Source organism: Methylotenera versatilis 301 (assembly GCF_000093025.1).
GTDB classification, from domain to species: domain Bacteria; phylum Pseudomonadota; class Gammaproteobacteria; order Burkholderiales; family Methylophilaceae; genus Methylotenera; species Methylotenera versatilis.
Window position 1 is genome coordinate 1635201 of sequence record NC_014207.1, and the last position, 25989, is coordinate 1661189.

23 protein-coding genes are annotated in these 25989 nt (G+C 41.9%); 14 read left to right on the forward strand and 9 right to left on the reverse strand.

The window, feature by feature from the left end; genetic code table 11:
• Nucleotide 1: 1 nt before the first annotated feature.
• The 11 genes from M301_RS07505 (at nt 2) to M301_RS07555 (ending at nt 11189) form a co-directional block, all read left to right on the forward strand.
• On the forward strand, nt 2-637 hold the full coding sequence (locus M301_RS07505) for a DUF6134 family protein (protein ID WP_013148166.1): 636 nt from the start codon (nt 2-4) through the stop codon (nt 635-637).
• A gap of 65 nt (nt 638-702) precedes the next feature.
• Complete coding sequence (locus M301_RS07510; RefSeq protein WP_013148167.1) at nt 703-1230, forward strand: lipocalin family protein; 528 nt, start codon at nt 703-705, stop codon at nt 1228-1230.
• Between the two features lie 21 nt (nt 1231-1251).
• Nucleotides 1252-2196, forward strand: a complete 945-nt coding sequence (locus M301_RS07515) for an acyl-CoA desaturase (protein WP_013148168.1) — start codon at nt 1252-1254, stop codon at nt 2194-2196.
• Nucleotides 2197-2215: 19 nt separating this feature from the next.
• Nucleotides 2216-3469, forward strand: coding sequence for an NAD(P)/FAD-dependent oxidoreductase (locus M301_RS07520; protein ID WP_013148169.1), 1254 nt, complete (start codon nt 2216-2218; stop codon nt 3467-3469).
• On the forward strand, nt 3470-4258 hold the full coding sequence (locus M301_RS07525) for a DUF1365 domain-containing protein (protein ID WP_013148170.1): 789 nt from the start codon (nt 3470-3472) through the stop codon (nt 4256-4258).
• On the forward strand, nt 4258-5529 hold the full coding sequence (locus M301_RS07530; RefSeq protein ID WP_013148171.1) for an SAM-dependent methyltransferase: 1272 nt from the start codon (nt 4258-4260) through the stop codon (nt 5527-5529). Before M301_RS07525 ends, M301_RS07530 begins: the two co-directional genes overlap by 1 nt.
• 50 nt (nt 5530-5579) lie before the next feature.
• Complete coding sequence (locus M301_RS07535; RefSeq protein WP_013148172.1) at nt 5580-6044, forward strand: NanQ anomerase/TabA/YiaL family protein; 465 nt, start codon at nt 5580-5582, stop codon at nt 6042-6044.
• A 13-nt stretch (nt 6045-6057) separates the two neighbouring features.
• Nucleotides 6058-6765: a tRNA (5-methylaminomethyl-2-thiouridine)(34)-methyltransferase MnmC2 gene (gene mnmC2 / locus M301_RS07540; protein WP_041359382.1), complete on the forward strand. Its 708-nt coding sequence runs from the start codon at nt 6058-6060 to the stop codon at nt 6763-6765.
• A gap of 131 nt (nt 6766-6896) precedes the next feature.
• Nucleotides 6897-8123, forward strand: a complete 1227-nt coding sequence (gene mnmC1 / locus M301_RS07545; RefSeq protein WP_049769961.1) for an FAD-dependent 5-carboxymethylaminomethyl-2-thiouridine(34) oxidoreductase MnmC1 — start codon at nt 6897-6899, stop codon at nt 8121-8123.
• Between the two features lie 9 nt (nt 8124-8132).
• Entirely contained in the window at nt 8133-10022 is a 1890-nt protein-coding gene (locus M301_RS07550; protein ID WP_013148173.1) for an O-linked N-acetylglucosamine transferase, SPINDLY family protein, read from the forward strand.
• A 72-nt stretch (nt 10023-10094) separates the two neighbouring features.
• Nucleotides 10095-11189 carry a PilT/PilU family type 4a pilus ATPase gene (locus tag M301_RS07555; protein ID WP_013148174.1) on the forward strand — a complete coding sequence of 365 codons (1095 nt, stop codon included), beginning with the start codon at nt 10095-10097 and terminating at the stop codon, nt 11187-11189.
• 12 nt (nt 11190-11201) lie between these two features.
• On the opposite strand, the gene M301_RS07560 is transcribed toward M301_RS07555, so the two are convergent.
• The gene (locus M301_RS07560; protein ID WP_013148175.1) at nt 11202-12107 is read right to left on the reverse strand and encodes a DMT family transporter; all 906 of its coding nucleotides are present in this window, start codon (nt 12105-12107) and stop codon (nt 11202-11204) included.
• 127 nt (nt 12108-12234) lie between these two features.
• On the opposite strand from M301_RS07560, the gene dapC reads away from it, so the two are divergent.
• Nucleotides 12235-13413, forward strand: a complete 1179-nt coding sequence (dapC, locus tag M301_RS07565) for a succinyldiaminopimelate transaminase (protein WP_013148176.1) — start codon at nt 12235-12237, stop codon at nt 13411-13413.
• Nucleotides 13414-13539: 126 nt separating this feature from the next.
• On the opposite strand, the gene miaA is transcribed toward dapC, so the two are convergent.
• The 4 genes from miaA to M301_RS14770 form a co-directional block, all read right to left on the reverse strand.
• On the reverse strand, nt 13540-14481 hold the full coding sequence (gene miaA, locus M301_RS07570; protein ID WP_013148177.1) for a tRNA (adenosine(37)-N6)-dimethylallyltransferase MiaA: 942 nt from the start codon (nt 14479-14481) through the stop codon (nt 13540-13542).
• An 11-nt stretch (nt 14482-14492) separates the two neighbouring features.
• Entirely contained in the window at nt 14493-15089 is a 597-nt protein-coding gene (locus M301_RS07575; protein ID WP_013148178.1) for a DUF6988 family protein, read from the reverse strand.
• A 5-nt stretch (nt 15090-15094) separates the two neighbouring features.
• Nucleotides 15095-16963 (reverse strand): DNA mismatch repair endonuclease MutL, encoded by a 1869-nt coding sequence (gene mutL / locus M301_RS07580; RefSeq protein ID WP_013148179.1) that lies wholly within the window; start codon nt 16961-16963, stop codon nt 15095-15097.
• Nucleotides 16964-17185: 222 nt separating this feature from the next.
• Nucleotides 17186-17854, reverse strand: a complete 669-nt coding sequence (locus M301_RS14770) for a methyl-accepting chemotaxis protein (RefSeq protein ID WP_013148180.1) — start codon at nt 17852-17854, stop codon at nt 17186-17188.
• A 189-nt stretch (nt 17855-18043) separates the two neighbouring features.
• On the opposite strand from M301_RS14770, the gene M301_RS07590 reads away from it, so the two are divergent.
• Nucleotides 18044-19555 carry a helicase-related protein gene (locus M301_RS07590; protein ID WP_013148181.1) on the forward strand — a complete coding sequence of 504 codons (1512 nt, stop codon included), beginning with the start codon at nt 18044-18046 and terminating at the stop codon, nt 19553-19555.
• On the opposite strand, the gene M301_RS07595 is transcribed toward M301_RS07590, so the two are convergent.
• From M301_RS07595 to tsaE, 3 genes are all read right to left on the reverse strand, one after another.
• Nucleotides 19552-20925 (reverse strand): MBL fold metallo-hydrolase, encoded by a 1374-nt coding sequence (locus M301_RS07595; protein ID WP_013148182.1) that lies wholly within the window; start codon nt 20923-20925, stop codon nt 19552-19554. The two genes, M301_RS07590 and M301_RS07595, sit on opposite strands and share 4 nt — an antisense overlap.
• 63 nt (nt 20926-20988) lie before the next feature.
• Nucleotides 20989-22530, reverse strand: a complete 1542-nt coding sequence (locus M301_RS07600; RefSeq protein ID WP_420794844.1) for an N-acetylmuramoyl-L-alanine amidase — start codon at nt 22528-22530, stop codon at nt 20989-20991.
• A 6-nt stretch (nt 22531-22536) separates the two neighbouring features.
• Nucleotides 22537-23037: a tRNA (adenosine(37)-N6)-threonylcarbamoyltransferase complex ATPase subunit type 1 TsaE gene (gene tsaE / locus M301_RS07605; RefSeq protein WP_013148184.1), complete on the reverse strand. Its 501-nt coding sequence runs from the start codon at nt 23035-23037 to the stop codon at nt 22537-22539.
• Here tsaE and queG point away from each other — a divergent pair.
• Nucleotides 23036-24145 carry a tRNA epoxyqueuosine(34) reductase QueG gene (gene queG / locus M301_RS07610; protein ID WP_013148185.1) on the forward strand — a complete coding sequence of 370 codons (1110 nt, stop codon included), beginning with the start codon at nt 23036-23038 and terminating at the stop codon, nt 24143-24145. The genes tsaE and queG overlap by 2 nt on opposite strands.
• A gap of 30 nt (nt 24146-24175) precedes the next feature.
• Here the strand turns inward: queG and M301_RS07615 are convergent, their stop codons facing one another.
• Nucleotides 24176-25981, reverse strand: coding sequence for a GGDEF domain-containing protein (locus M301_RS07615; protein WP_013148186.1), 1806 nt, complete (start codon nt 25979-25981; stop codon nt 24176-24178).
• Nucleotides 25982-25989 lie beyond the last annotated feature (8 nt).

The window sequence follows — 25989 nt, forward strand, 5'->3', positions numbered from 1 at the left end:
CATGCGTAAACCTATATTAATCAGTGCATTATTAATGACCAGTTTATTTTGTGTAAACATAAGTGCTAAAGAATGGGCTTTTGACGTGTACTTAGACAAAAATAAAATCGGTCAGCACGAATTTAAACTTACCGAGTCTAACGAGTTAATTAGCACTGCAAAATTTAATGTCAAAGTATTATTTATCAACGCGTATCAATACGACCATAAAGCCGTTGAACAATGGCAAGGTGACTGTTTAAGCAGTTTGGAGTCGCATACCTTAGAAAATAAAGTGGAAACAAATATTAAAGCTAAGTTATCTGGGCAAGAGTTCACCGTAGACGATGGCAAACTTAAACAAAAGTTACCCGCTTGCACCATGACTTTTGCTTATTGGAACCCAAAAATCATTCAACAAACAAAGCTATTGAATCCACAAAATGGTGAATGGCTAGACACAAAATTCACTAATCTTGGTATTGAAACGATAGACGTAAAAAACAAAAAAGTTGAAGCCAGCCATTACAAATTAGATGGCAGCTTAAATGGTAAAAGCAAATTAAAAATTGAGCTTTGGTATTCTGCAAATAATGAGTGGCTTGCACTTAAATCGATTACACCAGAAGGCTATACCATTAATTATAAATTACGTTAATTAAAACAGTTAACTAACTGAAAGATATATTAAATATGATTTCAACTAATATTAAAAGAGTGTTAATGATGTCAATACTTGCAAGTATTTTATCTGCCTGCGCGACGAATAAATTGCCGCCTATTGCGACTGTGCCACAAGTGGATTTACCAAAATTCATGGGCGATTGGTATGTCATTGCAGCCATTCCCACCATGATAGAAACCCAGTCTTTTAATGCTATTGAAAATTACAAACTCAATGCAGATGGCAGCATTGCCACAACGTTTACATTTAATAAAGGTAGCTTAACTGGTGAATTTAAAACCTACCAGCCACATGGCTTCGTCATAGAAAATTCCGGTAATGCTTTGTGGGGCATGCAATTTATATGGCCAATTAAAGCGGAATATCGTATTGCCTATTTAAACGACGATTACACGCAAACGGTCATTGCTAGAAATGCACGTGATTACGTTTGGATAATGGCAAGAACACCAAGCATCAGCGATACAGAATATGCCAAGCTTACAGGCTTCGTATCAAACCTTGGCTACGATTTAAGTAAGCTACGTAAAGTGCCTCACAACACAAGCAAAGTTAACCATCCGTAATACTGGAGCGCTCAAGACACTATGCTTAAGAAGATTATTAAATGGTTTGATAATGAAGCCGTGATTATCCCCGAGGATGGTCTGAGCTATCGCGCAAACTGGCGCCAAATTGATTTGTGGCGCGTGATTCCATTTGTGTTATTACATTTAGCTTGCTTCGCAGTTTTTTGGGTCGAATTTAGCTGGTTTGCACTGGTTTTTGCCATTGCACTTTATGCCATTAGAATGTTTGCAATCACTGGTTTTTACCATCGTTATTTTTCACACAAGGCTTTTCGCACCACACGTGTTTTCCAGTTTATTCTAGCTGTGTTCGGCGCCACTGCAGTGCAGCGCGGCCCTTTGTGGTGGGCTTCGCATCATAGGCATCACCATATTAAATCAGATGAAATAGACGATGCGCACTCCCCTGTGCAACATGGATTTTTATGGAGTCACTTGGGCTGGTTTCTTTCAAACAAACACTTCGCCACACAAACTGAGCGCGTCAAAGAGCTGGCTAAGTTTGCAGAATTACGTTTACTCGATCGTTTTGATATCGTTGTACCAATTCTTTTTGGCCTGAGTATTTACTTATTAGGCGTATGGCTTGAGAGCTATTACCCAAACCTGAACACCAATGGCATGCAATTGCTGGTCTGGGGGTTTGCTATATCTACCGTAGTGTTATATCACGCCACATTCACGGTGAACTCGCTCGCACACGTTTGGGGCAAGCGTCGCTATGCAACTAGCGATCAAAGCCGCAATAACCTATGGATTGCATTGTTAACCTTAGGCGAAGGCTGGCATAACAACCATCATCACTACCCTGGCTCTGCGCGACAAGGTTTTTATTGGTGGGAAATAGACTTAACGTTTTATGGCTTAAAGCTACTTGCAGCCTGCGGGTTAATATGGGACGTCAGAACTGTTCCCACAGCTATCCGCGAATCAAAAAAAATAAATAGAACAATCAGTCGTTAAAGTTCAGGGAAATAGTCATTTGAAAATCGCCATTATAGGTAGCGGTATTGCAGGTAACACTATTGCATACCACTTAAACAAACAACACGATGTCACCGTATTTGAGGCAGAAAGCCACATTGGCGGCCATACGCATACACATCACATCAAGCATGAAGGCAATGAATATAATGTAGATACTGGCTTTATTGTATTCAATGACCGCACGTACCCTAATTTCATCGCCTTGCTTGATGAGTTAAAGGTGGCTTGGCAGCCCAGCGAAATGAGCTTTAGTGTTCAATGTGAAAAAACTGGCTTGGAATATAACGGCACCAATTTAAACAGCCTATTTGCGCAACGCCGCAATCTATTTAAGCCGTCATTTCACCAAATGATTCGCGATATTTTACGTTTTAACAAAACTTCACTTGAACTACTCACTGATGGTAACGAAATTAAATTGGGTGATTATCTAAAGCAAGGTAAATACAGTCAGCAGTTTATTGACCATTACATCATCCCTATGGGTTCGGCCATTTGGTCTACTGAAGCGCGCCAAATGTTAGATTTTCCAGCGCGCTTTTTTGTACGATTCTTCCATCATCACGGCATGTTAACGGTGAATAACAGGCCGCAATGGCGTACGATTACTAATGGCTCAGCTAGCTATGTGAGCGCATTGACTGAAAGTTTTAAAGACAAAATCAGACTCAACACCCCTGTAGAAAGCGTGCGCAGATTAGCTTCATCTGTGCGTGTTAAGCCATTACATGGTGATGAAGAAAAATTTGATTACGTATTTTTTGCCTGCCATAGCGACCAAGCATTAAAACTACTTAGCGATAAAAAAGCGAATGAAATTGAAATACTGAGTGCGATTCCTTATCAACAAAACACCATATTTTTGCACCATGACGTTTCACTGATGCCTAAGCGCAAATTAGCATGGGCAGCTTGGAATTACCATGTTACCAATCCGCATGCTGAGCAAGTTGCTGTGACTTACAACATGAATATTCTGCAAAATCTACAATCAAATGAGCCTCTGCTTGTGACGTTAAACCACACTAAGTTTATTAACCCCGCCAAAGTCATTAAGCGCCTGAAATACATGCACCCTATTTACACTTTGGCCGGTGCCGCAGCACAAGCTAGGCATGCTGAAATTAGCGGTAAGAATAGAACAGGTTTTGCTGGCGCATACTGGCGCAACGGCTTTCATGAAGATGGCGTTGTAAGTGCTTTAGAAGCCATTAAACATTTTGAACAAGCCAATATTGGTAAAGCTTAAATGCCCAATAGCGCTATTTATGAAGGCTTTGTAAAACACCTAAGATTCCAGCCTCAGCCGCACGGCTTTCGCTACAAGGTCTTTATGATGTATTTAGATTTAGATGAATTGCCAGATTTATTCAACAATTCTAAAAACTGGTCTTATGCAACTAAGAATTGGGCATGGTTTAAGCGCTCTGACTACTACGGTGACGCCCAAAAACCACTTAAACAAGAGATTAGTACGCTAGTCCAACAAGCAACAGGTTCAGAGCCGCGTGGTGCAATCCGACTTCTCACCAATATGCGCTATTTCGGACATTGCTTTAATCCTGTGAGCTTTTACTATTGTTTTGAAGCAGATGGCATTACCTTGCAAGCTGTCGTCAGCCATATCACCAACACGCCTTGGGGCGAAGATTACGCTTATGTGCATGATTTTAATCATGACTCTAACACTGGAAAAACCATTAAAAAAACTAGAAATGGTGAAATTTCAATATTTAAATTTAACAAACAGTTTCATGTATCGCCCTTTATGCCTATGGACATTCAATACGACTGGGCATTTAAGCATGAAGCCAATCAACTACTCATTCATATGAAAAACTTTAAAGATGGCGAACAAGTTTTCAACGCTACATTAGCCTTAGAACGTAAAGAAATCACTCAAAGTAGCCTCAATTGGATTTTGATTCATTACCCACTCATGACTATTAAAGTCGTTGCTGCCATTTACTGGAACGCATTAATGCTTTGGATTAAGCGCGTGCCCTTTTACTCAAACCCAAAACAAGTCACTAAATAATGATGATTAATCCCACACTTCAGAAAGAAACCTTAACCGCCAGCTTAAAACAAAAAAGCCGTTCAAAATGGGTGGCTGATTTTGCAAGGTCGCAAATACTTAAGCGCTTACAGCTTTTACAAAAAGGTCATTTAACACTGGTTGATGGCGCTGAACAGCACAGATTTGGCAACAGTGACGGTATAAATGCCACTATTTATGTACATGACTCACGCTTTTATGGCGAGATCGCTTTTGGAGGCAGCATAGGCGCTGGCGAAGCTTATATGCTCGGTTATTGGTCAGCGGATAATCTTACCGAGGTGATTCGCTTGATGTGTGTTAATCAATCTGTGATGGATACGCTTGAAGGCGGCTACCAATGGCTGACTAAGCCATTTTTGCAAGTATTACATTGGCTAAATAGCAATACCACCGAAGGTAGTCGCAAGAATATTGCAGCACATTATGATTTAGGTAATGACATGTTTGCCCTGTTTTTAGATCCAACCATGATGTATTCAAGCGCGATTTTTAGCGCAGATACACCCAACTTACAAGCGGCCTCTGAACTAAAGCTTAAAACTATTTGCGATAAATTAGACTTAAAATCGACAGACCATGTAGTTGAAATCGGCACTGGCTGGGGCGGCTTTGCTATTTATGCAGCAACACATTACGGTTGCCGTGTCACCACTACCACGATCTCTAAGCAGCAATATGAATTAGCGAAAGTCAGAGTGAAGGCTGCTGGCTTGGAAGATAAAATCACCCTATTACTTGAAGACTATCGCCATTTAACTGGCACTTTTGATAAGTTAGTTTCTATTGAGATGATTGAAGCAGTCGGGCATCGGTTTTATGACACCTATTTTGCTAAAGTTGGCTCATTGCTTAAAGCAGATGGCTTGGCATTGATTCAAGCCATCACCATTGCGGATCAACGCTATGAAAATGCAAAGAAATCCGTCGATTTTATTCAACGTTACATATTTCCAGGCTCATGTATTCCATCAAACACTGCCATGCTCAATAGCGTGACTAAAACGAGCGATTTGCGATTGTTTGATTTAGAAGATATAGGTCCGCATTACGCTACAACATTAAAGATTTGGCGAGAAAACTTTTTTGCTAATATTAAAGAAGTTCGCAAACTCGGATACACGGAAGAGTTTATTAAAATGTGGGATTTTTATTTAAGCTATTGCGAAGGCGGCTTTATGGAGCGCGCTTTAGGTGACGTACATTTGTTGTTAGCAAAGCCAGAAAATCGAAGAGAGGCATTAATTTAAACTTATAATAATGTTAAAGTGAAAACTTAAACAGAACATGAGTAAATGCAATGATTATCGACACGATTGACAATATACAACGCTATGCAGCCATGCATGCATTATTTCCTCATGTGTTTGAATACATCAAAACCACAGATTTGCTAGCACTACCTAATGGCAAACATGCCATCTTAAACGATGATATATTTGTGCTCATTCAACGTGGAATTGGGCAAACTAAAGCTGAATCTAAGCTTGAATGCCACCGAAAATACATCGACATTCAACTGGTACTTAATGGCACAGATGAAATGGGCTGGAATCCGCTTGCAGACTGCCAACAAGCAATTGATACTTTCAATACCGCTAATGACGTGCATTTCTTTGAAGATGCTCCGCTGAATTGGCTTGCTACGCCCACTAATAAATTTTGTATATTCTTCCCCGAAGATGCCCATTCCGGCATGGTTTCAGAGCATCATCTGCACAAAGCGGTTTTTAAAATCGCAGTAAACCCGACAAATCAACCTTAAGCACTAACCCATAATGCAATCTCCTAGTAATACTGCCAACATCGAATGGCGTGACGGACAGCCTTACGCCAGCGAATTCCAAGATGTTTACTTCTCCACTGATAATGGCTTATTGGAAACAGACTATGTGTTTTTGCAAGGCAATCATTTAGCAGAACGTTGGCTTGATTCAGACTTGCAAACTTTCAGCATCGCTGAAACTGGCTTTGGTACTGGCTTAAACTTCTTATGTGCCGTCAATATATGGCTAAGCACAAGCCCTATGAATGCAAAACTGCATTATATTAGCGCAGAAAAATATCCGCTTAGTTTGCAAGACCTCCGCACCGCCTTAAATCTTTGGCCGCAACTCAAAACAGTTATCGAGCCACTTTTAGCGCAGTATGACAACCTAATTAATGGCGCTAATACAATCCTCCTTTATGATAATCGCGTGCAGCTAAGTCTTTTAATCGGCGATGCCACAGCATGTTTTAGCAAAGTCACCAGTCAAGTCGATGCTTGGTTTTTAGATGGCTTTGCCCCAGCTAAAAACCCTGATATGTGGCAAACCGAGCTGTATCAACAAATGGCTAGGTTATCAAATGCATCCACGACATTTGCAACCTTCACCAGTGCTGGCGATGTGCGGCGAGGTTTAATGAGTGCGGGGTTTAATGTTCACAAACGTATAGGTTTTGGAAAAAAACGTGAAATGCTGATTGGCAATTTTGTTGAATAATAGAACATTCGTACACACCAATTACATTTTAGTCAGGTTGAGACCGTAAGGGTCTTCCCCAAAAAATATATGCGCTAAAGTGCTTTATTTTGAGTGAAACCCTAACCCACAAATAACTTACAAAATTCTATATGAGTGCCATTCCTAAAACTGCAATAATTATCGGTGGCGGCATTGCAGGCTGTAGCACTGCTTATGCCCTAGCCACTCGCGGCATAAAAGTCACCTTGTTTGAACGGCACGCGGAAGTTGCCAGCGAAGCCTCAGGCAACCCACAAGCGATGCTTTATCCACGCATCAGCGGTGAAGATGCCGCAAGTCAATTCGTACTTGATAGCTATTTGTACAGCTTAGAATTTTTCAAAACACTTAAGCTAAACCCTGCAGATTTCAATGTTTGTGGCATGTTACAACTTGGCTTTAACCCAAGAGAGTTAGCTCGTATTCAAAAAGTCGCCACACAAAATCATGCTGACGATATTTTGAAATATGTGAGTGCAGATGAGGCAAGCAGCCTTGCAGGCATAGACCTTGCGCACGATGCGCTATATTTTCCAAAAGCTGCCTGGGTTAATCCGCAACAACTATGCCAGCACTTAACCGCGCATGAAAATATTTCAGTTAAAACATTAATAAACGTTGATAATTTATTGAAAAATAACGATTTATTTGAGATTTATTCAGATAATAAAATTATAGAAAAAGCTGATATTGCCATCATTGCCAATGCCAATGAAGCACAAAATTTAGGGTTTAACCTTTATTTAAAAACACAAGCGGTACGTGGTCAAGTCAGCATTCTTGAGGCTACCAACATCAGCCAGAAAATAAAATCGATTATATGCAGCGATGGCTACTTAAGCCCTGCAGATTACGGTCAGCATTGCTTGGGTGCGACTTTCTCCGAAGAGAATATGGACGATAAGTTAGATGAGGAAGATCACCTAGCTAATTTATTTAAATTAAAAAGCTTCTCATTGCCGCTGCATGAAAATCTAAAAGAAAATATTAAAGGTGGTCGCGTTTCATTCAGATGCACATCCTTTGACTACTTTCCATTAGTAGGTGAGTTGCTAGATAACAACTTACTCAAAGCCAAACCGCCCCGCCCCAACGCTCTACCCGATAGTTTGCCTTGGATTAAAGGCCTATACATCAACGTTGCGCATGGCAGCCGAGGCTTCACCAGCGCGCCATTTTGCGCAGAGTTACTGGCGCAAATGATATGTGGTGAACCATTCACCATGAATATTGAATTGGCTGCCTTAATGAACCCCAACCGTTTTGCATTACGTAAACTTGGGTTGAAACGATTGGCAAGAATGTTTCCAAGCTCAATACCCGCTAAAATCAGCTAAAATCACGCCATGCAATCCACTTCATCAGAACAAGCGTTAAAAGATTACCAACAGGCCTTATTGCGCAACCCCAAAGATACCGTTGCGCAAATCAATTGTGGGAATTTGTGTGTTGAACTGAAACGCTATGAAGAAGCGGCTGGCTACTTTAGGCGGTTGATGCGTATATTCAAAACCAACTTAGATATACGCAATGCCTTATGTTACGCCTTGCAAGAGTTCGGCAATGAATCTCATGCAGAGGGTCGCTATCTAACAGCAGAAGCCTGCTTCGAGGAGGCTTTAGAGAATCAGCCTGCAAATGCTGCATATTTGTATAACTTAGGCAATGCGCAGCGTGAGCTTGGTAAGCCTAAAGAAGCGGCGTTGCAATATGAAAAAGCTATTCGGCTTAATCCTAATGATGCCGATATTTATAACAATTTAGGTAATGTGCAACGTGAATTAGGGCTACTAGATTTTGCGATTGCAAGTTACCAAAAAGCGCTAGATTTAAATCCATATCTGTACCATGCAAAAGTACATTTGGTGCATCAAAAACAGCATATATGTGACTGGCAAGGTTTAGAAGTTGATATTTCAACCATACGCGATTGGGTGAAGAATGTACCGCAAGCGCAAATTTCGCCTTTTGCCTTTTTAGCTATGCCGACGACGACCGCTAATGAGCAGAAGCTTTGTGCGAACAATTGGGTGAGCAATCGTTACGCGGCACTGATTAAACAAGGCGAAACACTTAGTTTTAAAAACAAACTGCCTTCTAAAAATCAAAAAATTAAAATAGGCTATTTATCGGCTGATTTCAGGCTGCATCCACTGGCTTTTTTAGTAAGTGAATTGATTGAATTACACGACAGATCAAAATTTGAGACTTTCGCTTTTTCATATGGTGTAAATGATAAAACTAATGCCAGAGCCAGACTAGAAAAGGCTTTTGACGAGTTTTATGACATTCGAAATTTATCTGAAATTGATGCCGCAAAAAAAATAAATGAACACCAAATCGACATTTTGGTGGATTTAACTGGCTTTACCCAAACCAGCCGAAGCGGCATTGCGGCTTTACGCCCTGCGCCTATCAATGTGAACTGGCTTGGCTTCCCTGGCACGATGGGAATGATGAATAACAACAAGCCGTTATTCGATTATATTTTAAGTGATAGCTTCATCACGCCGCCTGATTCAGAAAGCCATTATGCTGAGAAACTTGCCCTTTTACCGCATTGCTACCAACCCAACGACCGTAAGCGCCCAATTGGCAAGCAGCCTAGTCGTGAAAGCTGCAATCTACCAGAAGGTGCTTTTGTATTTTGTTGTTTTAACCAATCTTTTAAAATCACACCTGAGTTTTTTAAGGTGTGGATGCGCTTATTAAATGCCGTGCCAAATAGCGTGCTTTGGCTGTTGGAAAGTAACACATGGGCTAAGCAAAACTTAATCAACCAAGCTGCAAAAAATAATATCACGGCTGAACGTTTAATATTTGCGCCACGCATGAGTATTGCAGACCATCTAGCACGCCACATTCATGCAGACTTGTTTTTAGATACCTCACCCTACAATGCCCACACTACTTGCAGCGATGGATTATGGATGGGTTTACCAGTATTAACCTGTGTTGGCGATACCTTTGCAGCGCGCGTGGCGGGTAGCTTGTTAACCGCAGCAGATATGCCTGAGTTAATCACCTATTCACTGCAAGATTATGAAAATAAAGCACTTTATCTGGCTAACAATTCAACAGAACTTGAAAAGATTAAACAGAAGCTGCACGCTACCAAGCTTACATCGGCTTTATTTGACACCAACCAATTTGCACATGCGTTAGAAAATTCTTATCTATCGATGTGGCAGCAACATTTAAACACATCAAAATCTAGTGATAAAGCTACAAAATAGTGTAAAAAATTATGCTAAAGTCACGCACATAACATTTTTACTCATGATTAAAAAAATAAATAGGGTTAAATTATGGCCGCAATCGACATCAGTCCAATCTTAAAGTTCATGCTAGATAAAGGTGGCTCCGACCTCTTTTTTAGTACGGGCGCAATCATTCATATTGAAGTTGAAGGCGACACACTGCCTATCAACAACCAAATAATGACGCCTGGCATGATTAAAGAAATCGCTTATTCGATGATGACTGCAGATCAAATCACGGAGTTTGAATCGACTTTAGAATGTAATTTTGCTATTAGCAAGAAAGATGTCGGGCGTTTCCGCGTAAATGTATTCAAGCAACGCGGTGAAGTGGGCATGGTAATACGTCATATTAAAACGGATATCCCAACAATTGAATCTTTAGGGCTTCCTGCGATATTAAAAGATCTAATTTTACGTAAGCGCGGCTTAATTCTAGTGGTTGGTGCAACGGGTTCAGGCAAAACCACCACCCTCGCCTCTATGATTGATCATCGTAACGCAACGACTAACGGTCACATTCTGACTCTTGAAGACCCGATTGAGTTTATTCACCCGCATAAAAAATCGGTTGTTGATCAACGCGAAGTTGGTATTGATACACTCTCTTTTGAAAACGGTCTTAAAAATGCCATGCGCCAAGCGCCAGATGTGATTTTAATTGGGGAAGTCCGTGATATGGAAGGCATGAAAAATGCCATGGCTTATGCAGAAACGGGCCATTTGTGCCTTGCTACATTGCATGCCAACAATGCCAACCAAGCGCTTGAGCGCATCATTTCATTCTTCCCAGAAGACGCCAGAGCGGGCTTACTACTAGGCTTATCAATGAATTTGGTGTCTATTGTTTCTCAACGCCTTATTCCAGGTAAACTCAGCAAGCGTGTAGCCGCGACTGAAGTCATGATTAATACGCCGTACATTTCAGAGCTGATTCAAAAGCAAAAAATGGGTGATATGAAAGATACTATGGCTGACAGCAACGACATCGGCATGAACACTTTTGACCAATCGTTATTCAGGTTGTTTAGCAACGGTAAAATTGATGAGGAGAATGCTCTGTCAAATGCAGATTCTCGCAACGATTTATCACTAAAAATTCGCTTTGCTGCTGAAGGTAATCGTAACACTAGCTTTGGTTAATCGATAAAGCTTCTAATCATTATGATTCAACGCCGCAAATATTGAGGCGGCTGCAATTAAGCTGCCGCCTATCCATTCGTTTATTTCCATAGTTTCATGTGCTAGAAAATAAGAAGTAATAGCGGCAACGACCAACTCAAACAAAAATAATACGGAAGCGCGTGTCGCTGGCATTTGTGTAATGCCGTATTGCGTTAGCAAGGTCGCGGCAATCAGCGACAGTGCAATCGCCAATATCACCATGCCATCATTTAAGCTAAAAAAGCTTGGCGATGGAATCGTTTCCTTCACAAACGGCATCGCTAGAATAGCCATCAAAAATACCCCCGCCCATACCGCAAAGGATTTACTGCGTATGGTTAAGTGCGTAGATTTTCTAGTAATCACATTGCTTATAGCAAACGCAATACCCGAGGTTAATGCAAACCACTCGGCAGTGTTTCTCGGTAATGGCCAGGCGCTGGATTTGCCTGTTAAGTCAGACAGCATAATAAATGCCCCCGTTAGCGATAAAGCCATAATCATTAAGCCGCGTTTATCAATTCGCTCTTTAAGCCAAAAGTGGGCAAGTATTAAGGTCCATAATGGCGATAGATAAAATAACAGCATCACACGCATTACCTCGCCATCTATCACAGCAAGCACATAAGCAAGGTTAGTCCAGCCTGCAGTCAAACTCAGCCAAAGGATGCTCAACGGCAACTTAAACATACCGCGCCAATGCTTGATACAGACAATACTCGCTAAAATTAGCACTGTTGAATAGCAGTAAAAACTCGATGCCACAGCCGCCACGCCAGCATTCGCCAAAATTCGATACGGATACCAAACAACGCCCCAGCATACCGCGGCTAACAACAAACTTGTGCTATTCAGCAATGCGCTCTTGGCTAACGGCTTTGGGTTATTGACATGCATTTTATTTTCAACTTTATTTATTTTTACTTAATGTAGACAACGTTTGTAGACAACATTAAATTTTACGATTTAAATTTTTGCGACTTAAACTTACCAGTCCTAGGGCGGCTAGTTTACAATATTGCCTATGAATCCAAACTTAAATTTACTCCAACCTTACCCTTTTCAACGCTTGCGCGATTTATTTAAAGGCATTACACCAAATCCAAGCTATTCTGCCATTAATCTATCGATAGGCGAGCCTAAACACGCCACACCACAGCTTATTAAAGACGCACTGGTGAATAATTTAGCAGGTTTAGCTAGTTACCCAACAACAGTGGGCTCTTTAGCGCTGCGAGAAGCAATTTCTAATTGGATTACACGTCGTTATGGTGTGCCAGCACTTAATCCTGAAACTGCGATTTTGCCAGTAACTGGTAGCCGTGAAGCGCTATTTGCTTTTGCGCAGGTGATTATTGATAGCACCAAACCGAATCCAGTTGTCATTTCACCTAACCCTTTTTATCAGATTTATGAAGGCGCAGCATTTCTAGCAGGTGCTGAACCCTACTTTCTCAACACACTGCCTGAAAATCAACATGCAATGGAGATTGAGAACGTGCCCGTAGAAGTGCTAAAACGCACGCAATTAGTGTATGTTTGCAGCCCAGGCAACCCTTCAGGCAAGGTGATGTCGTTAGCGCAGTGGAAAACCATTTTTGAGTTATCCGACAAATACGGCTTTGCCATCGCTGCCGATGAATGCTATTCAGAAATCTATTTTGATGAGGCGAATCCGCCACTAGGCGCCCTGCAAGCCGCTCACAAGCTAGGTAGAGATTACAAAAACTTAGTGATTTTCAGCTCGCTTTCTAAGCGCTCAAACGTACCAGGCATGCGCTCAGGCTTTGTTGCTGGCGATGAAAAAATCATAGAGAAGTTCACATTATTCCGTACCTATCATGGCTGCGCAATGAACCCAGCAGTGCAAGCGGCGTCTATCGCTGCGTGGAACGATGAAGCGCACGTCATTGAGAACCGCAGACTTTATGCAGCTAAATTCAATGTAGTGACGCCCTTACTAAAATACGTATTAGACGTTGAATTGCCTGATGCAGCATTTTACCTATGGGCAAGAAGCAAGCAAAGTGACACCGAACTTGCGGTAAAACTATATCGCGATTTGAATATTACGGTGCTGCCAGGTAGCTATTTGGCACGTGAAGCGCATGGGTTGAACCCAGGTGAAAATTTCATTCGCATGGCCTTGGTTGCGTCGCATGATGAATGTGTTGAAGCGGCAAATCGGATGCATGGTATTTAAATTCGTCATTCTGAGCATAGCGAAGAATCCATGCACTCTTACTAAGTTTCACAAAGACCTAGATTCTTCGCTAGCTCAGAATGACGAATAAAGACAAACTTAACTACTCAATGTAATTTATTAAGTTTAACTCTTAATAAATTGATTTATTTCATTAAATACCATCTCATTCAACTGTGGGTTCAAGCAATCCAACTCAACATTATCATCCATGCCACGCAACCAAGTAAGCTGACGTTTCGCTAATTGGCGTGTGGCAAAGATGCCTCTATCGCGCAGTTCAGCTAAATCATACTCACCAGCAAGATGCTCCAAAGCTTGCCTATAACCAACGCAGCGCATAGACGTGGATTCAGGCGTTAATGATGGATACTTTGCTATCAGCACCTTCACTTCATCCACAAAACCATCTTTAAGCATTTGATCGAATCTAATTGCAATACGCTCATGCAGCACTTTGCGGTCGCTAGGCACTAAGGCGATTTTAAGCAATTTATATGGTAAAACCTCGCTCGTCTGCTTCGCATAAAGTGCAGACATCGCCTCGCCTGTCAGTTCAAACACCTCCAAAGCGCGCTGAATACGCTGAGTGTCGTTAGGCTCTAATCTCGCGGCAGTCACAGGGTCAACCAAAGCCAATTTCTCGTGCATGGCAGGCCAACCAATAAAAGCCGCGCGCTTATCGAGCCGCGCACGCACTTCTTGATTCGCCTCTGGCAAACCACTCAAGCCTTCTTGCAAAGCCTTAAAGTACAACATCGTACCGCCGACCAGTAATGGAATCTTCCCGCGCGCGGTAATATCCGCCATCAAACGCAAAGCATCATTTCTAAAATTCGCTGCAGAATACGCGCTGGTAGGCTCAATAATATCGATTAAATGATGCGGTGCCTTTGTAAGCGTTGCAGCATCAGGCTTAGCCGTGCCGATGTTCATATCTTTAAACACCAAAGCAGAATCCACACTGATAATTTCAACAGGAAGCTTGGTTATCAAGTCAATAGCCGCACTAGTTTTACCACTGGCGGTTGGACCCATTAAAAAGATAGCGGGATTAGCTTTTTCCATTATTGATGCCTTTAATGCTTAGCATAATCAAGCATTTTATCTAATGTAGCATTTACCAGGTCTTGCTTACCTGATAGAACTGCAAGTTCTCCAGCAGAAATTAGTGCAAGACTTCCACTTGACTTTAAAGCTTGGATAATCTCCTGTTCTGGATAATTTACCGAACCTGTTATCCCATGTTTGTGACGCCTAGTAATATGTTGAAAACCTGTATGGGTAAAACTGTTAAAAAATTTCCAAGAAGACTTATGTAGCTGTGAAAGGACACTCCCGTTTGCATCAATACTTTGTTCAATGCGAGATACTAACTCTTTAAACTCAATCTTTAATGAGTCTTTTTTGAACAAGTTAATTTCTTTGTCTGTTGCACTGTAATTAACAAACAATCCCCTAGCACAGCTCTCAAAAATGGAACGTAACAACGCAAACAGTGAGGCGTAAATTCCAGCTTTTATTAATACACAAATCGCAGCATGATGCTCTATTGTTATATCAAAACAGCCTATTGCAATTAATGACTTTTCATCAGCAGGCAACTCAATCTTAAAGTTATCGTCAATCCACTCAGCAAGTTCAACTTGCCTTTGATATTCTTGTTCAACAGTCATAGATGTTATTTACCTCGCATAAACATTTTATCCAAGTCACTCATACTCACTTGAAACCACGTCGGGCGACCGTGATTACATTGTCCGCTTCGCTCTGTGGCTTCCATATCTCGAAGCAAGGCATTCATTTCAGGGATCGTCAGGCTGCGATTGGCGCGTACAGCTGCATGACATGCCATGGTGCCTAACAACTCATTGCGGCGCTCTGTAAGTGCTCTTGAGGCGCCGTATTCCCGTAAATCACGTAATACATCACGGGCTAAGGTGACGGCGTCAGCATCTTGCAGCATGGTTGGCACAGCGCGTACAGCTAACGTGGTGGGAGATATTATGGCGATGTCGAATCCTAACTGTTGCAGACTACCATCGTTGCTTGCCAAGGCTTCTTGAACCGTGGCAACTTCTAGCCTGTCAGCATTAAAGCTCACTGGTAGCAATAACGGCTGCATGCCCACAGCTTGATTGTCGAGCGCATTTTTAAGCTGCTCGTACATAATGCGTTCGTGTGCGGCGTGCATATCAACCACGACTAAGCCTTGCGCATTTTGCGCGAGCACGTAAACACCATGAATTTGTGCAACTGCAAAACCTAGCGGAAAGGCGCTTTCAGCGTAGTTTTCACTGGCATTACTTGTAAAAACAGCACCTCCAGCAAGCCCGTCCCTATTGGTCTGCAGGGCAGTATTATTTAATGCGTTGTTTGAATAGTTTTGTGCACTATTGGCACTAAATAATGTTTGATAAAAACTATTCGGTTCGTTAGCGCTTAAATTGATTTGCGCTTGGTATTGCGGATAAGGGCTCGCTGAGTAACTCGGTGAGTTGGCATTTTGACCCCCAAACGGATTGTAAGCCGCTTGATTGGCCGTACTAGCATTTGAAACGCCCGTAGGTGAAGCTAGCGCTTTATGTAGCGAATGAAAAATAAAGCGATGGATAGCTTGTCCATCTCTAAACCTGACTTCGGTTTTAGCTGGATGTACGTTCACATCAACCAAATTAGGGTCTAGCTCTAAAAACAGTACAAATGCAGGATGCCGATCATGATGCAACACATCTTGATACGCTTGGCGTATGGCGTGCGAAATGAGCTTATCACGCACAAAACGGCCGTTCACATACACATATTGCGTGTCGCTTTTGTTGCGATTGAAGGTTGGCTTGGCGACTACGCCCCATATGCGCAAGCCTGCTGCGGATTCTTCCACAGCGATTGTTTCAGCAGCGAAATCCGCGCCCAAAACTTCACCGAATCGCTTAGTTGGCTCGCTTACCGCATAACGGCTAAGTGCCCTGCCGTTGTGTTGCAACATAAAAGCTACGTCTGGCCGCGACAGCACCACACGGTTAAATGCAGCTTCGCAATGCCCAAACTCAGTGCCTTCAGTTTTTAAAAACTTACGGCGCGCAGGTGTATTGAAATACAAATCATCGACTTCAATAATAGTACCCGCATCTAAAGCCGTTGGTTCGATAGGTGAAATCTCGCTGCCATTTGAAGCGATACGCCAAGCGTGTTTAGTATCAAGTGCACGGCTACTGATTTGCGTGCGTGAAACAGAGGCAATACTCGCCAACGCTTCTCCACGAAAACCTAAGCTTGCCACAGCCTCCAAGTCATCCAAGCTGGCAATTTTACTAGTTGCATGCCGCGTGAGCGCCATGGCTAAATCTTCCTGCGCAATGCCATTGCCATTGTCTGCCACGCGTAGCTGCTTAACGCCACCTTGCACAAGAGACACAGATATATCGGTGCTACCGGCATCTAAGCTATTTTCCAGCAACTCTTTGAGTGCAGATGCTGGGCGCTCCACAACTTCGCCGGCGGCGATTTGGCTGATGAGTTGATCTGGGAGTAAGTGAATGAGCGCCATAAAATATAGTTATTTTTGAATGACTATATTTTACCTTGCTTTGAGAACTTTGCTTTGATAACGTTAATTTAACTATTCTAATAAGTAAAAATAGATAAACTTAAAATCTACATTCGCCCCAATAAAGGGCGATTTTTCACTTTAATAAACATCGTGCACCATGAAGTAGCTGCATTAAAATAACTAATGCAATCTGCAGCGCTCTTTTTTACTTGTATTCTGTTAACTAAAATCAAGTAGTGCCGTTTTAACTAAAGAATCAATTTTCTCAGTAATATTCGTCAACTCAGTTGCCACAACAGAAAATTCACGCCCTATTTCACCAGCGCGTGCAGCAGAAATCTGTGCATTGACAGCCACAATTTTAGCTTGCTTCGCAATGTTCTGAATGTCATTCATTAAGTAACGACGCTTCTTTTGCTCTAATTTCACAAACTCTTTAGATTCAGTTTCATACACCAGCGTGATTTGATTTAGCAGCTTTACAATTGGCATTGCCAGTAAGCCCAATTCATCTAATAAGCCTTGTGCAGTGCGGTAATTAGCCTCATAAGCATTGAGTGTTTTTTCCGCCAGATTAATGAATTCTAGGTTCTTTTTGTGCCCATCTAACTCACTATAGTAGGCAAGCCTGAGATTTTCAAAGAAAACACCTGGCATTTCACTATTACCAATCACCAAGGCATGATGACTATCTCTAAACAATTGCAAATCATCACGGGCTATTTTTAGCGCATCTTCGTGACCATGAGTTGAAAGAAATATGTTCAAGATGATGCGCTGTGACAGCATGCGTTGGCGCCCTGAAATGTTAATTAAATGACCAAATGTTTCACTGGTGATGTCAAACTCATGGTTTGCATAACTTGCTGACCCTTGATTACGTTTCATCTCTAAGCTCAAAATAACTCTCCAACTTTCATTTCAAAAAAATTTATGTGCGCAAATTTTTTACTTTAACATTTGCTTTAATAGCTACATAAGCAAAACTCATTCCAACGAATCACAAACTTTTTCATTGGCAACACTGAATGTTTAAGCTAAATTCCTAACCTGTATTCATTCTGTTAAAAATCATCAATGGCACAACATTACGCAAAAAGTTTTACTCAAGCTCGCTTGCTTAATCGCCATCATCATTTTTACCTAGGTCCAACTAATTCCGGTAAAACCTATCAGGCACTTATCGCACTAGAAAAAGCGCAGTCTGGCGTTTATTTAGCACCTCTCAGATTATTAGCCATGGAAATTCGTGATCGGCTAGTTGCCGCAGGTGTACCGTGTAACCTGATTACTGGGGAAGAGCGTGTGTTAATGGCTGGTGCACAGCATACTGCCTCTACCATCGAAATGATGAATCCATCTAAGACCGTGGAAGTTGCAATCATTGACGAAATTCAAATGCTGCAAGATGGCGATAGAGGTAGTGCATGGACGACCGCCTTAGTTGGCGTACCAGCAAGTCAGGTGTTTATCTGCGGCTCAACCGCTGTGACTGCGCCTTGCGTTGCAGCTATTGAAGCCATGGATGAAACCTATGAAATCACTTATTTAGCTAGAAAAACGCCATTGGTGTTAGAGGATGAAAGCATTTGTGGCAAGCATTATAGCCGTCAAAAATTAAAGCCAAAACTACAAAAAGGTGATGCGATTATTGCTTTTAGCCGCAAAGATGTGCTGACTTTCTCCGCAAGGTTTCGGCAATGGGGGTTTACCGTGGCGAGCATCTACGGCGCACTTTCACCTGAAGTGCGCAGAACCGAGTCCGAGCGTTTTTGTACAGGCAAAGCTGATATTTTGGTGGCAACCGATGCGATTGGCATGGGTTTGAATCTGCCGATTCGACGTGTGATTTTTTCAAATATTCATAAATTTGATGGCGTAGCTTCCCGCCACCTTAACTCAACCGAAGTGCGCCAGATTGCTGGGCGTGCAGGTCGATTCGGCATTTATGATACTGGTTATATAAGCGTATTCGAGAACGATGAGTTGATACATATTGAGCACATGCTAAGTACAGACGATACGTCCGACTTAACAAAACTGCCGGTCAGTATTAGCTTTAGTCAAATTGGCGAAATTTCTCATAAATTACACACCAGAAAAATCGCAGAAGTCCTCATTTACCATCAGCAAAGAACGCGTATACATTCTGAGCTATTCGCACAAACGTCACTTAGCACTCAAATTGCCCAAGCCATATTAGTAGATGAGCATGCGCCTACCATGTCGCTCAAAGACAAATTCATCTTCGTCTGCGCGCCAATTTCGCTCGATGTCGCGTTTGAGAAAGACTATTACCTACTTTGTTTGAAAAGCGTGGTTGACTCCAAAATGCGTCACTTACCAGCCCCGCCCAACTGGCTAGGGTCAGAAAGTCCTAAGCATTTAGAAGCAGCAGAATTGTTAAGCCATAACTTAAGCTTATACGCATGGTTAAGCTTTAAGTTTCCAAATACTTTTGTGGATGGAGATGAAGTCCGTCCTTACAGACAGCGTGTCAGTCGTTACATTGAAAGTGCGCTACTCACCCAAGCAGGCTATGGAGATACCACAAGGGAAATTGATTATTTAAAGCTTAAAAGCTATTAAATAAGCGTCACTTTTTCTAAATATTCTGGCACTTCAACTGACCAATGCAACTGCTCTTCAATGTGAAGCCTCATTGCATCAGCTGCAACAGGCTCACCGTGCGTAATAAAAGTTTTTTTTGGTGGCGATTCAAAACCACCCAGCCAATCAATGATTTCCGAATACTCCGCATGCGCAGATAGATTGGAAATCAACTCAACATCAGCGCGAACCGGCACGTACTCACCGTGAATTTTGATGCTTTCAGCACCATCCAACATGGCTGAACCGCGTGTACCTGCTGCCTGAAAACCTACGAATAGAATGGTGTTGTTTGGTTTAGGCGCAAAGGCCTTCAAATGATGCACTACGCGACCGCCAGAGGCCATACCACTTGCTGAGAGTATAATCATAGGCCCTTTGGTTTCATTCAAGCGCTTAGACTCCTCCACGCTATTGACCATATTTGCAGTATGACTAAGTGCACTACATTGATCTGGCGATAGGCGATGCTCTCCGCTATGATGGCTAAATATCGCTGTGGCATCCACGGCCATTGGGCTATTCAAATACACTGGAATATCTTTGGATATAGCGCCAGATACCTTGAGTAAGTGAATGTAATAAAGCAGCTCTTGCGCCCTGCCCACGGCAAATACAGGGATAAGTACCACGCCTTTGCGTTTGACTGTTTTATTGATCACCGCTGCTAATTTAACTTTGGGATCGTCATGCTCGTGCAAGCGATTTCCGTAAGTAGATTCCAGTACCAGATAATCTGCTTGCTTGAGCCTAACGGGTGGCTTCATCAAAATATCATTGGGTCGCCCAATATCGCCTGAAAAGACAATTGACGTTTTTTTGTACTGAATACGGACAAATGCTGAACCTAGAATGTGTCCATTTGGTGTGAAAGTAAGAGTCAAGCCATCACCCAAATCAACGGTTTGCTCAAAATCTACTGCGACTAGCAGTTCCAGCGCATTGTCGGCATCTTCTTTGGTATAAAGCGGTAGCGCAGGCTTATGTTTTGAAAAACCACGTCGATTAGCGTAGTCAGCCTCTTCCTCTTGCAAATGCGCCGAATCAGGCAGCAGAATATCGCATAAATCCCGTGTAGCCTCAGTACAGTACACTTTCCCAGAAAAACCATTTTTAACAAAAAGAGGCAAGTAGCCGGTATGGTCAATATGTGCGTGTGTTAATACCACAACATCGACATCTTTAGGATTGATTGGTAGCGCTGCCCAATTTTTAAGTCGTAACTGTTTTAAGCCCTGAAACAAGCCACAATCAACCAGAATGCGCCTAGTTCCATTATCAGTCTCGCAAGTGAGCAGGTATTTAGATCCTGTCACTGTGCCTGTGGCACCTAGAAATGTTAATTCCATATCGACTCCCTTAATCACTGGATAATCACTATTGGAACAACTTGATATTACTCCAAGGCGATATTATTCCAGTGCCACTTTGGTTTTAGCTAGCGCTGGGTTCGTAGCAAAGTATTTTTTAATTCCTGTCAAAATCGAAGTGACTAGCTTATCTTGATAGTCCGCATCGTTCAGTCGGCGCTCTTCTTCTGGATTACTAATAAAAGCAGTTTCAACCAAAATTGACGGAATATCAGGTGATTTCAACACTGCAAAAGCCGCCTGTTCAACACGGCTGGTATGTAAAGTATTGATTGCACCAATTTGTGTCAATACTGCTTTACCTAACTTTAAGCTATCGTTGATCGTTGCGGTTTGCGATAGATCAAGCAAGGTTCTCGCCAGCACAGGATCCTTATCATCTAAACTCACGCCGCCAATTAAATCAGACTCATTTTCCTTTTTAGCCAAGTAGCGCGCACTGGCACTGGTTGCACCGCGCTCAGATAAAGCAAATACTGAGGAGCCTTTTGCGGATTGATTGGTAAATGCATCTGCATGAATAGAGACGAATAAATCAGCCTGCATATTGCGTGCTTTCACTACACGACCATGCAACGGAATAAAAAAGTCACTGTCGCGCGTGAGTACACCTCGCATATTTGGCTCGCCATCAATTTTTTCTTTGAGTTTTTTAGCAATCATTAAAGTGACATCTTTTTCATGGCTACCATTGGCGCCTCGCGCGCCTGGATCTTCCCCACCGTGACCAGCATCAATCGCAATGATGATTTGACGGCCACTTTTTTTTGACTTGGTTGGGGCTGTGTCTTGTGCAGCATTTTGACTAGCTCCCTGACTTTTGACCTCTTGGTTTTTAACTTCTGAGTTCTTAACTTCCAGTGTTTTAACTTCTACTTTAGCTATAGGTAGTTCAACTGGCTTGGTTGTTTCAGCAGGTTTAGTTGTTTTAGTGGCATTGGGTTCGGTAGACTCAATTTGTGGCGGCAAAGGCTCTACAATAACCTGTGGCTGGCTTGAACTGCTAGTTGACTCTTGCGCAACAGTTACTTGATTTGACACTTCAGTTTGTGTAGATGAGCTAGCATTTGTAGAGTTAGACACAGTATCACGCTCTGCAATCATCGCCATGAGTGGGTCTTTAAGAGGATAAACATCAAGCACCAAGCGGTATTTATAATCGCCTGTTGGCATTAAAGTAAAGGCGTTGGGTTTGGCTTCCGTTTTTAAATCTACGACTAGACGCACCACATTTTGCTGAAACTTAGCGACGCGAATTTGCTTAATATAAGGATCGCTTGCTAGAATCTTTTCGCTTAATGATTTAACCACGAGGTTTAAATCGATATTTTCAATATCCACCACCACGCGATCAGGATTTTGAATCACGGACATTTTATAAACAAACGGTTGTGCAGACTCTAGTGTGATGCGCGTGTAATCTTGCGCCGGCCATACACGAGCAGCCGTAACAATATTCACCGCTTGCGCTGATGCAGCAAAATTAAGTTCTGTAAAAGTAAAACTTACCAACAGCATCAAGCCCCAATATATGGTTTTTTTACATGACCCAAAAGCATTGTTCATTTTATTAAAGCTCATCATGTTAAATCATTTGCTCTGAGTAGAAATTGTGTGCAGACATTGTTGTCCTAATGTTGAGTGTGCTGATAGATTAACACTACGTCCTAAATTTTTACCTACATTTTTAATTGAAAAAGTAATATTAATATCTGGTGTTGGTAGCACATTTTCCGCCTTCTCAGGCCACTCAATCACGCACACACTATTGGCATTAAAGTAATCCCTAAATCCAGCAGACTCCCACTCTTCTTCATCATTAAAACGATATAAGTCAAAATGATACAACATTAAACTCGAAGTTACATTATATTTAATGTCATAAGGCTCAACCAGCGTATAGGTAGGACTTTTAACCTTCCCCACATGCCCCAAAGCATGCAACAAGCCGCGTACCAAGGTAGTTTTTCCTGCCCCTAAATCCCCATGCAAGTAGATGGTTAAATTTGGCTGTATAGCCTTCGCAAGGGCAACACCAAAAGCTAAGGTTGCTGCCTCGTCGGCTAAATCACGTGTAAAATTGCTATCCATGACAGACCTTAACGAAACTATCCAATCTAAGTTTACCCAGCTTGCCAATGACATTAAACAATGGGGATTGGCGCTGGGCTTTAATCAAATTGGCATCACGGATACCAATTTGCAAGAAGCAGAAGTTGAGCATCAAGCGTGGATTGCTAAAGGTTTTCATGGTGAAATGGATTATATGGCAAAACATGGGGTGAAGCGCACTCGCCCTGCAGAATTAGTGCCGAATACTCTGCGGGTGATTTCTGCTCGATTAGATTATATGCCGCCCAATGCCGTAGATAGTGAATCGATAATGCAAGACAGCTCTAAAGCCTTTATCTCACGCTATGCCATGGGGCGTGACTACCACAAGGTGATGCGCAACAAACTGCAAAAGCTTTGTGAAAAAATTCAGTCAGAAATGACAAAATACAAAGTAGATGACTTCAGCTATCGCGCATTCACAGATAGCGCACCAGTATTAGAGGTTGCTTTGGCTGAAAAAGCGGGTTTAGGTTGGCGCGGCAAACATACCCTGCTCATCAATAAAAATCGCGGCTCATGGTTTTTTTTAGGTGAAATCTATACCAATTTACCTTTACCAATAGATGAGGCTGGGACCAATCACTGTGGCATCTGCACTAGCTGCATAGATGTATGCCCCACCAAGGCGATTACAGCGCCTTATGAGGTAGATGCTAGGCGCTGCATCTCTTACTTGACCATAGAGCTTAAAACCAGCATTCCTATTGAATTCAGGTCGCTCATTGGAAACCGTGTGTATGGTTGCGATGATTGTCAGCTTTTTTGCCCTTGGAATAAGTTTGCTGAAATCACTCATGAGTCAGATTTTGCAGTCAAAAATGGTTTGGATAATATCAGTTTGGTGCAATGCTTCGCGTGGACTGAAGCGCAGTTCAAGCAGAATATGGCGGGTAGCGCGATTTACCGGATTGGCTACGAACAGTGGTTGCGCAATATTGCAGTTGGTTTAGGCAATGCAAGCACTACGCCCGAAATATTAGAAGCACTGCAAAACCGCAAGAATGATGCATCCGCTTTATTACGTGAACATATTGATTGGGCATTAGAACAACACAAACTTAGTAGTGATACGGCTGATATTTAAAATACTAAGCATTTGATTTAACCAATAACTTTAATGCTCATCCCCTCTAAATCTACGCTCATAAAATATACTATTGCCATTGATTCGCTTAGCTTCCTTCTTCGCAACTGTCATGGCTGCGGAAACTTCATAATGACTAGCGAACTCCTCTGGGACAATTTTCACCGCACCAATCGATAAAGTACTGAATGGATAAAATGTACTTTTGCCTTGCCTATCATCAATCTCAATCCCACCGATTTTTCGGTCTTCTTCACTATAAAAAGTAGGGATAACCTCCTCTAAGTGAGAAAGTATAAAATTACACCGCTCCTCCCAATTGGTAGTTTGGCAGATTAAAATAAAGTCGTCGCCACCAATATGCCCGACAAAATCCAAGTTAACATCAACAGACTTTGCTAAGGTTTCACCTACCAGCTGGAGTACAAGGTCACCTTGCCTAAAGCCATAGGCATCATTAAATGGCTTAAAGTTATCCAAATCACAATAGCATGCCCAAAATGTATTTTTCTTTTCTAGTAAGCGGTCTATATGTTCGTTTATCGGTACATTACCCGGCAATAAAGTCAGCGGGTTAGCGTAACGAGCTGCGCTGATTTGCATTTCGGTAATTTTTCTCAACAAGGCATGACCACTACCTAAGCCTATATACTTTTCATTTTCAGTAATGATAAAACCATTGGTTAAATGATGAGGCTCCATTTGAGTAATCAGGTCACTAAGCTCATGATAGGTAATGCTACCATCAACAATTAAAGGCTTTGTGTCCATAAACTCTGTACATGAGTGCTTGCCATATAACTCTTTTCTAAAAGGCCGGACAAAGCTATCAATCATACTAAATCGGCTTATCAAGCCTACCGGAATGCCATTTTCAACAACGGGAATCGAAAATAACTTTTCGTTACTTTCAAACATCACATTCACTTCATCATTAGTTGTAGCTGGTGTAACGAAAGGCGCTTTCTCTAATAACTTCAAAATATTACCTTGCCGTTCAGTACCAGCGGCCTTAGGAAAAACGCTGATAGTTTTTCGTGTAAAAAGATGCTGAATATTTTTACTTACATGCTGGATAGGTTCTGGAAGTGGATGACCCAACAAATATCCTTGGCAATACGCAATATTCAAGTCACGTAGAATAACAAACTCAGCTTCAGTCTCCACTCCCTCTGCAATCACTTTAGTACTTGAGTTATCAGCTATTTGCTGAATAGACTTTACAAACTGTAGTTTGACGGGGTCTGAATTGATAGAGTGAATGAAGTGTTTATCGATTTTTACATACTCTGGACGCAGCTCTGACCAAAGCCTTAATGTTGAGTAACCTTCCCCTAAGTCATCAAGCGCAATTTGAAAGCCAACATTTCTATAACTGTCGATGACCTTATACAGCTCTGAATAATCAAAGGTCGGAGAACTCTCAGTAAGCTCAAGCACGATGTTCTTAGGATTTAGGCCCAAACTCTCAATATAATCAATTGATATAAGCTTGTTACGACCAAACTCCTGTAAGCACTCAGGACTAACATTCACAAATATTTTATTTGAGCAGGCGTGCTTTGCAAAACTTTCCAATCCAACTTTAAGGCTTGCTAACTCCAAATCACACACTCGATTTTCAACTTTAGCAAATTTAAATAAATTATGCGGAGAATATAAATCTGAATTTTCTGGGCCTCTTATCAGCCCTTCATGCCCAAGTATGACTCCACTTTGAATGTTGATGATTGGCTGGAATACACTTGCTAACGTTTGACGATCAATAATGTCATGTAAAATTTTACTTTGGTTAATTTCAGGAGATTTAGTGTCAAATAATCGAAGTAATTGCATGTTTTTCC

Coding starts and splice junctions, on each gene's coding strand:
- M301_RS07505 (WP_013148166.1), top strand. CDS start 2: ATGCGTAAACCTATATTAATCAGTGCATTATTAATGACCAGTTTATTT.
- M301_RS07510 (WP_013148167.1), top strand. CDS start 703: ATGATGTCAATACTTGCAAGTATTTTATCTGCCTGCGCGACGAATAAA.
- M301_RS07515 (WP_013148168.1), top strand. CDS start 1,252: ATGCTTAAGAAGATTATTAAATGGTTTGATAATGAAGCCGTGATTATC.
- M301_RS07525 (WP_013148170.1), top strand. CDS start 3,470: ATGCCCAATAGCGCTATTTATGAAGGCTTTGTAAAACACCTAAGATTC.
- M301_RS07530 (WP_013148171.1), top strand. CDS start 4,258: ATGATGATTAATCCCACACTTCAGAAAGAAACCTTAACCGCCAGCTTA.
- M301_RS07535 (WP_013148172.1), top strand. CDS start 5,580: ATGATTATCGACACGATTGACAATATACAACGCTATGCAGCCATGCAT.
- mnmC2 (WP_041359382.1), top strand. CDS start 6,058: ATGCAATCTCCTAGTAATACTGCCAACATCGAATGGCGTGACGGACAG.
- mnmC1 (WP_049769961.1), top strand. CDS start 6,897: ATGAGTGCCATTCCTAAAACTGCAATAATTATCGGTGGCGGCATTGCA.
- M301_RS07550 (WP_013148173.1), top strand. CDS start 8,133: ATGCAATCCACTTCATCAGAACAAGCGTTAAAAGATTACCAACAGGCC.
- M301_RS07555 (WP_013148174.1), top strand. CDS start 10,095: ATGGCCGCAATCGACATCAGTCCAATCTTAAAGTTCATGCTAGATAAA.
- M301_RS07560 (WP_013148175.1), bottom strand. CDS start 12,107: ATGCATGTCAATAACCCAAAGCCGTTAGCCAAGAGCGCATTGCTGAAT.
- dapC (WP_013148176.1), top strand. CDS start 12,235: ATGAATCCAAACTTAAATTTACTCCAACCTTACCCTTTTCAACGCTTG.
- miaA (WP_013148177.1), bottom strand. CDS start 14,481: ATGGAAAAAGCTAATCCCGCTATCTTTTTAATGGGTCCAACCGCCAGT.
- M301_RS07575 (WP_013148178.1), bottom strand. CDS start 15,089: ATGACTGTTGAACAAGAATATCAAAGGCAAGTTGAACTTGCTGAGTGG.
- mutL (WP_013148179.1), bottom strand. CDS start 16,963: ATGGCGCTCATTCACTTACTCCCAGATCAACTCATCAGCCAAATCGCC.
- M301_RS14770 (WP_013148180.1), bottom strand. CDS start 17,854: ATGAAACGTAATCAAGGGTCAGCAAGTTATGCAAACCATGAGTTTGAC.
- M301_RS07590 (WP_013148181.1), top strand. CDS start 18,044: ATGGCACAACATTACGCAAAAAGTTTTACTCAAGCTCGCTTGCTTAAT.
- M301_RS07595 (WP_013148182.1), bottom strand. CDS start 20,925: ATGGAATTAACATTTCTAGGTGCCACAGGCACAGTGACAGGATCTAAA.
- M301_RS07600 (WP_420794844.1), bottom strand. CDS start 22,530: ATGATGAGCTTTAATAAAATGAACAATGCTTTTGGGTCATGTAAAAAA.
- queG (WP_013148185.1), top strand. CDS start 23,036: ATGACAGACCTTAACGAAACTATCCAATCTAAGTTTACCCAGCTTGCC.
- tsaE (WP_013148184.1), bottom strand. CDS start 23,037: ATGGATAGCAATTTTACACGTGATTTAGCCGACGAGGCAGCAACCTTA.
- M301_RS07615 (WP_013148186.1), bottom strand. CDS start 25,981: ATGCAATTACTTCGATTATTTGACACTAAATCTCCTGAAATTAACCAA.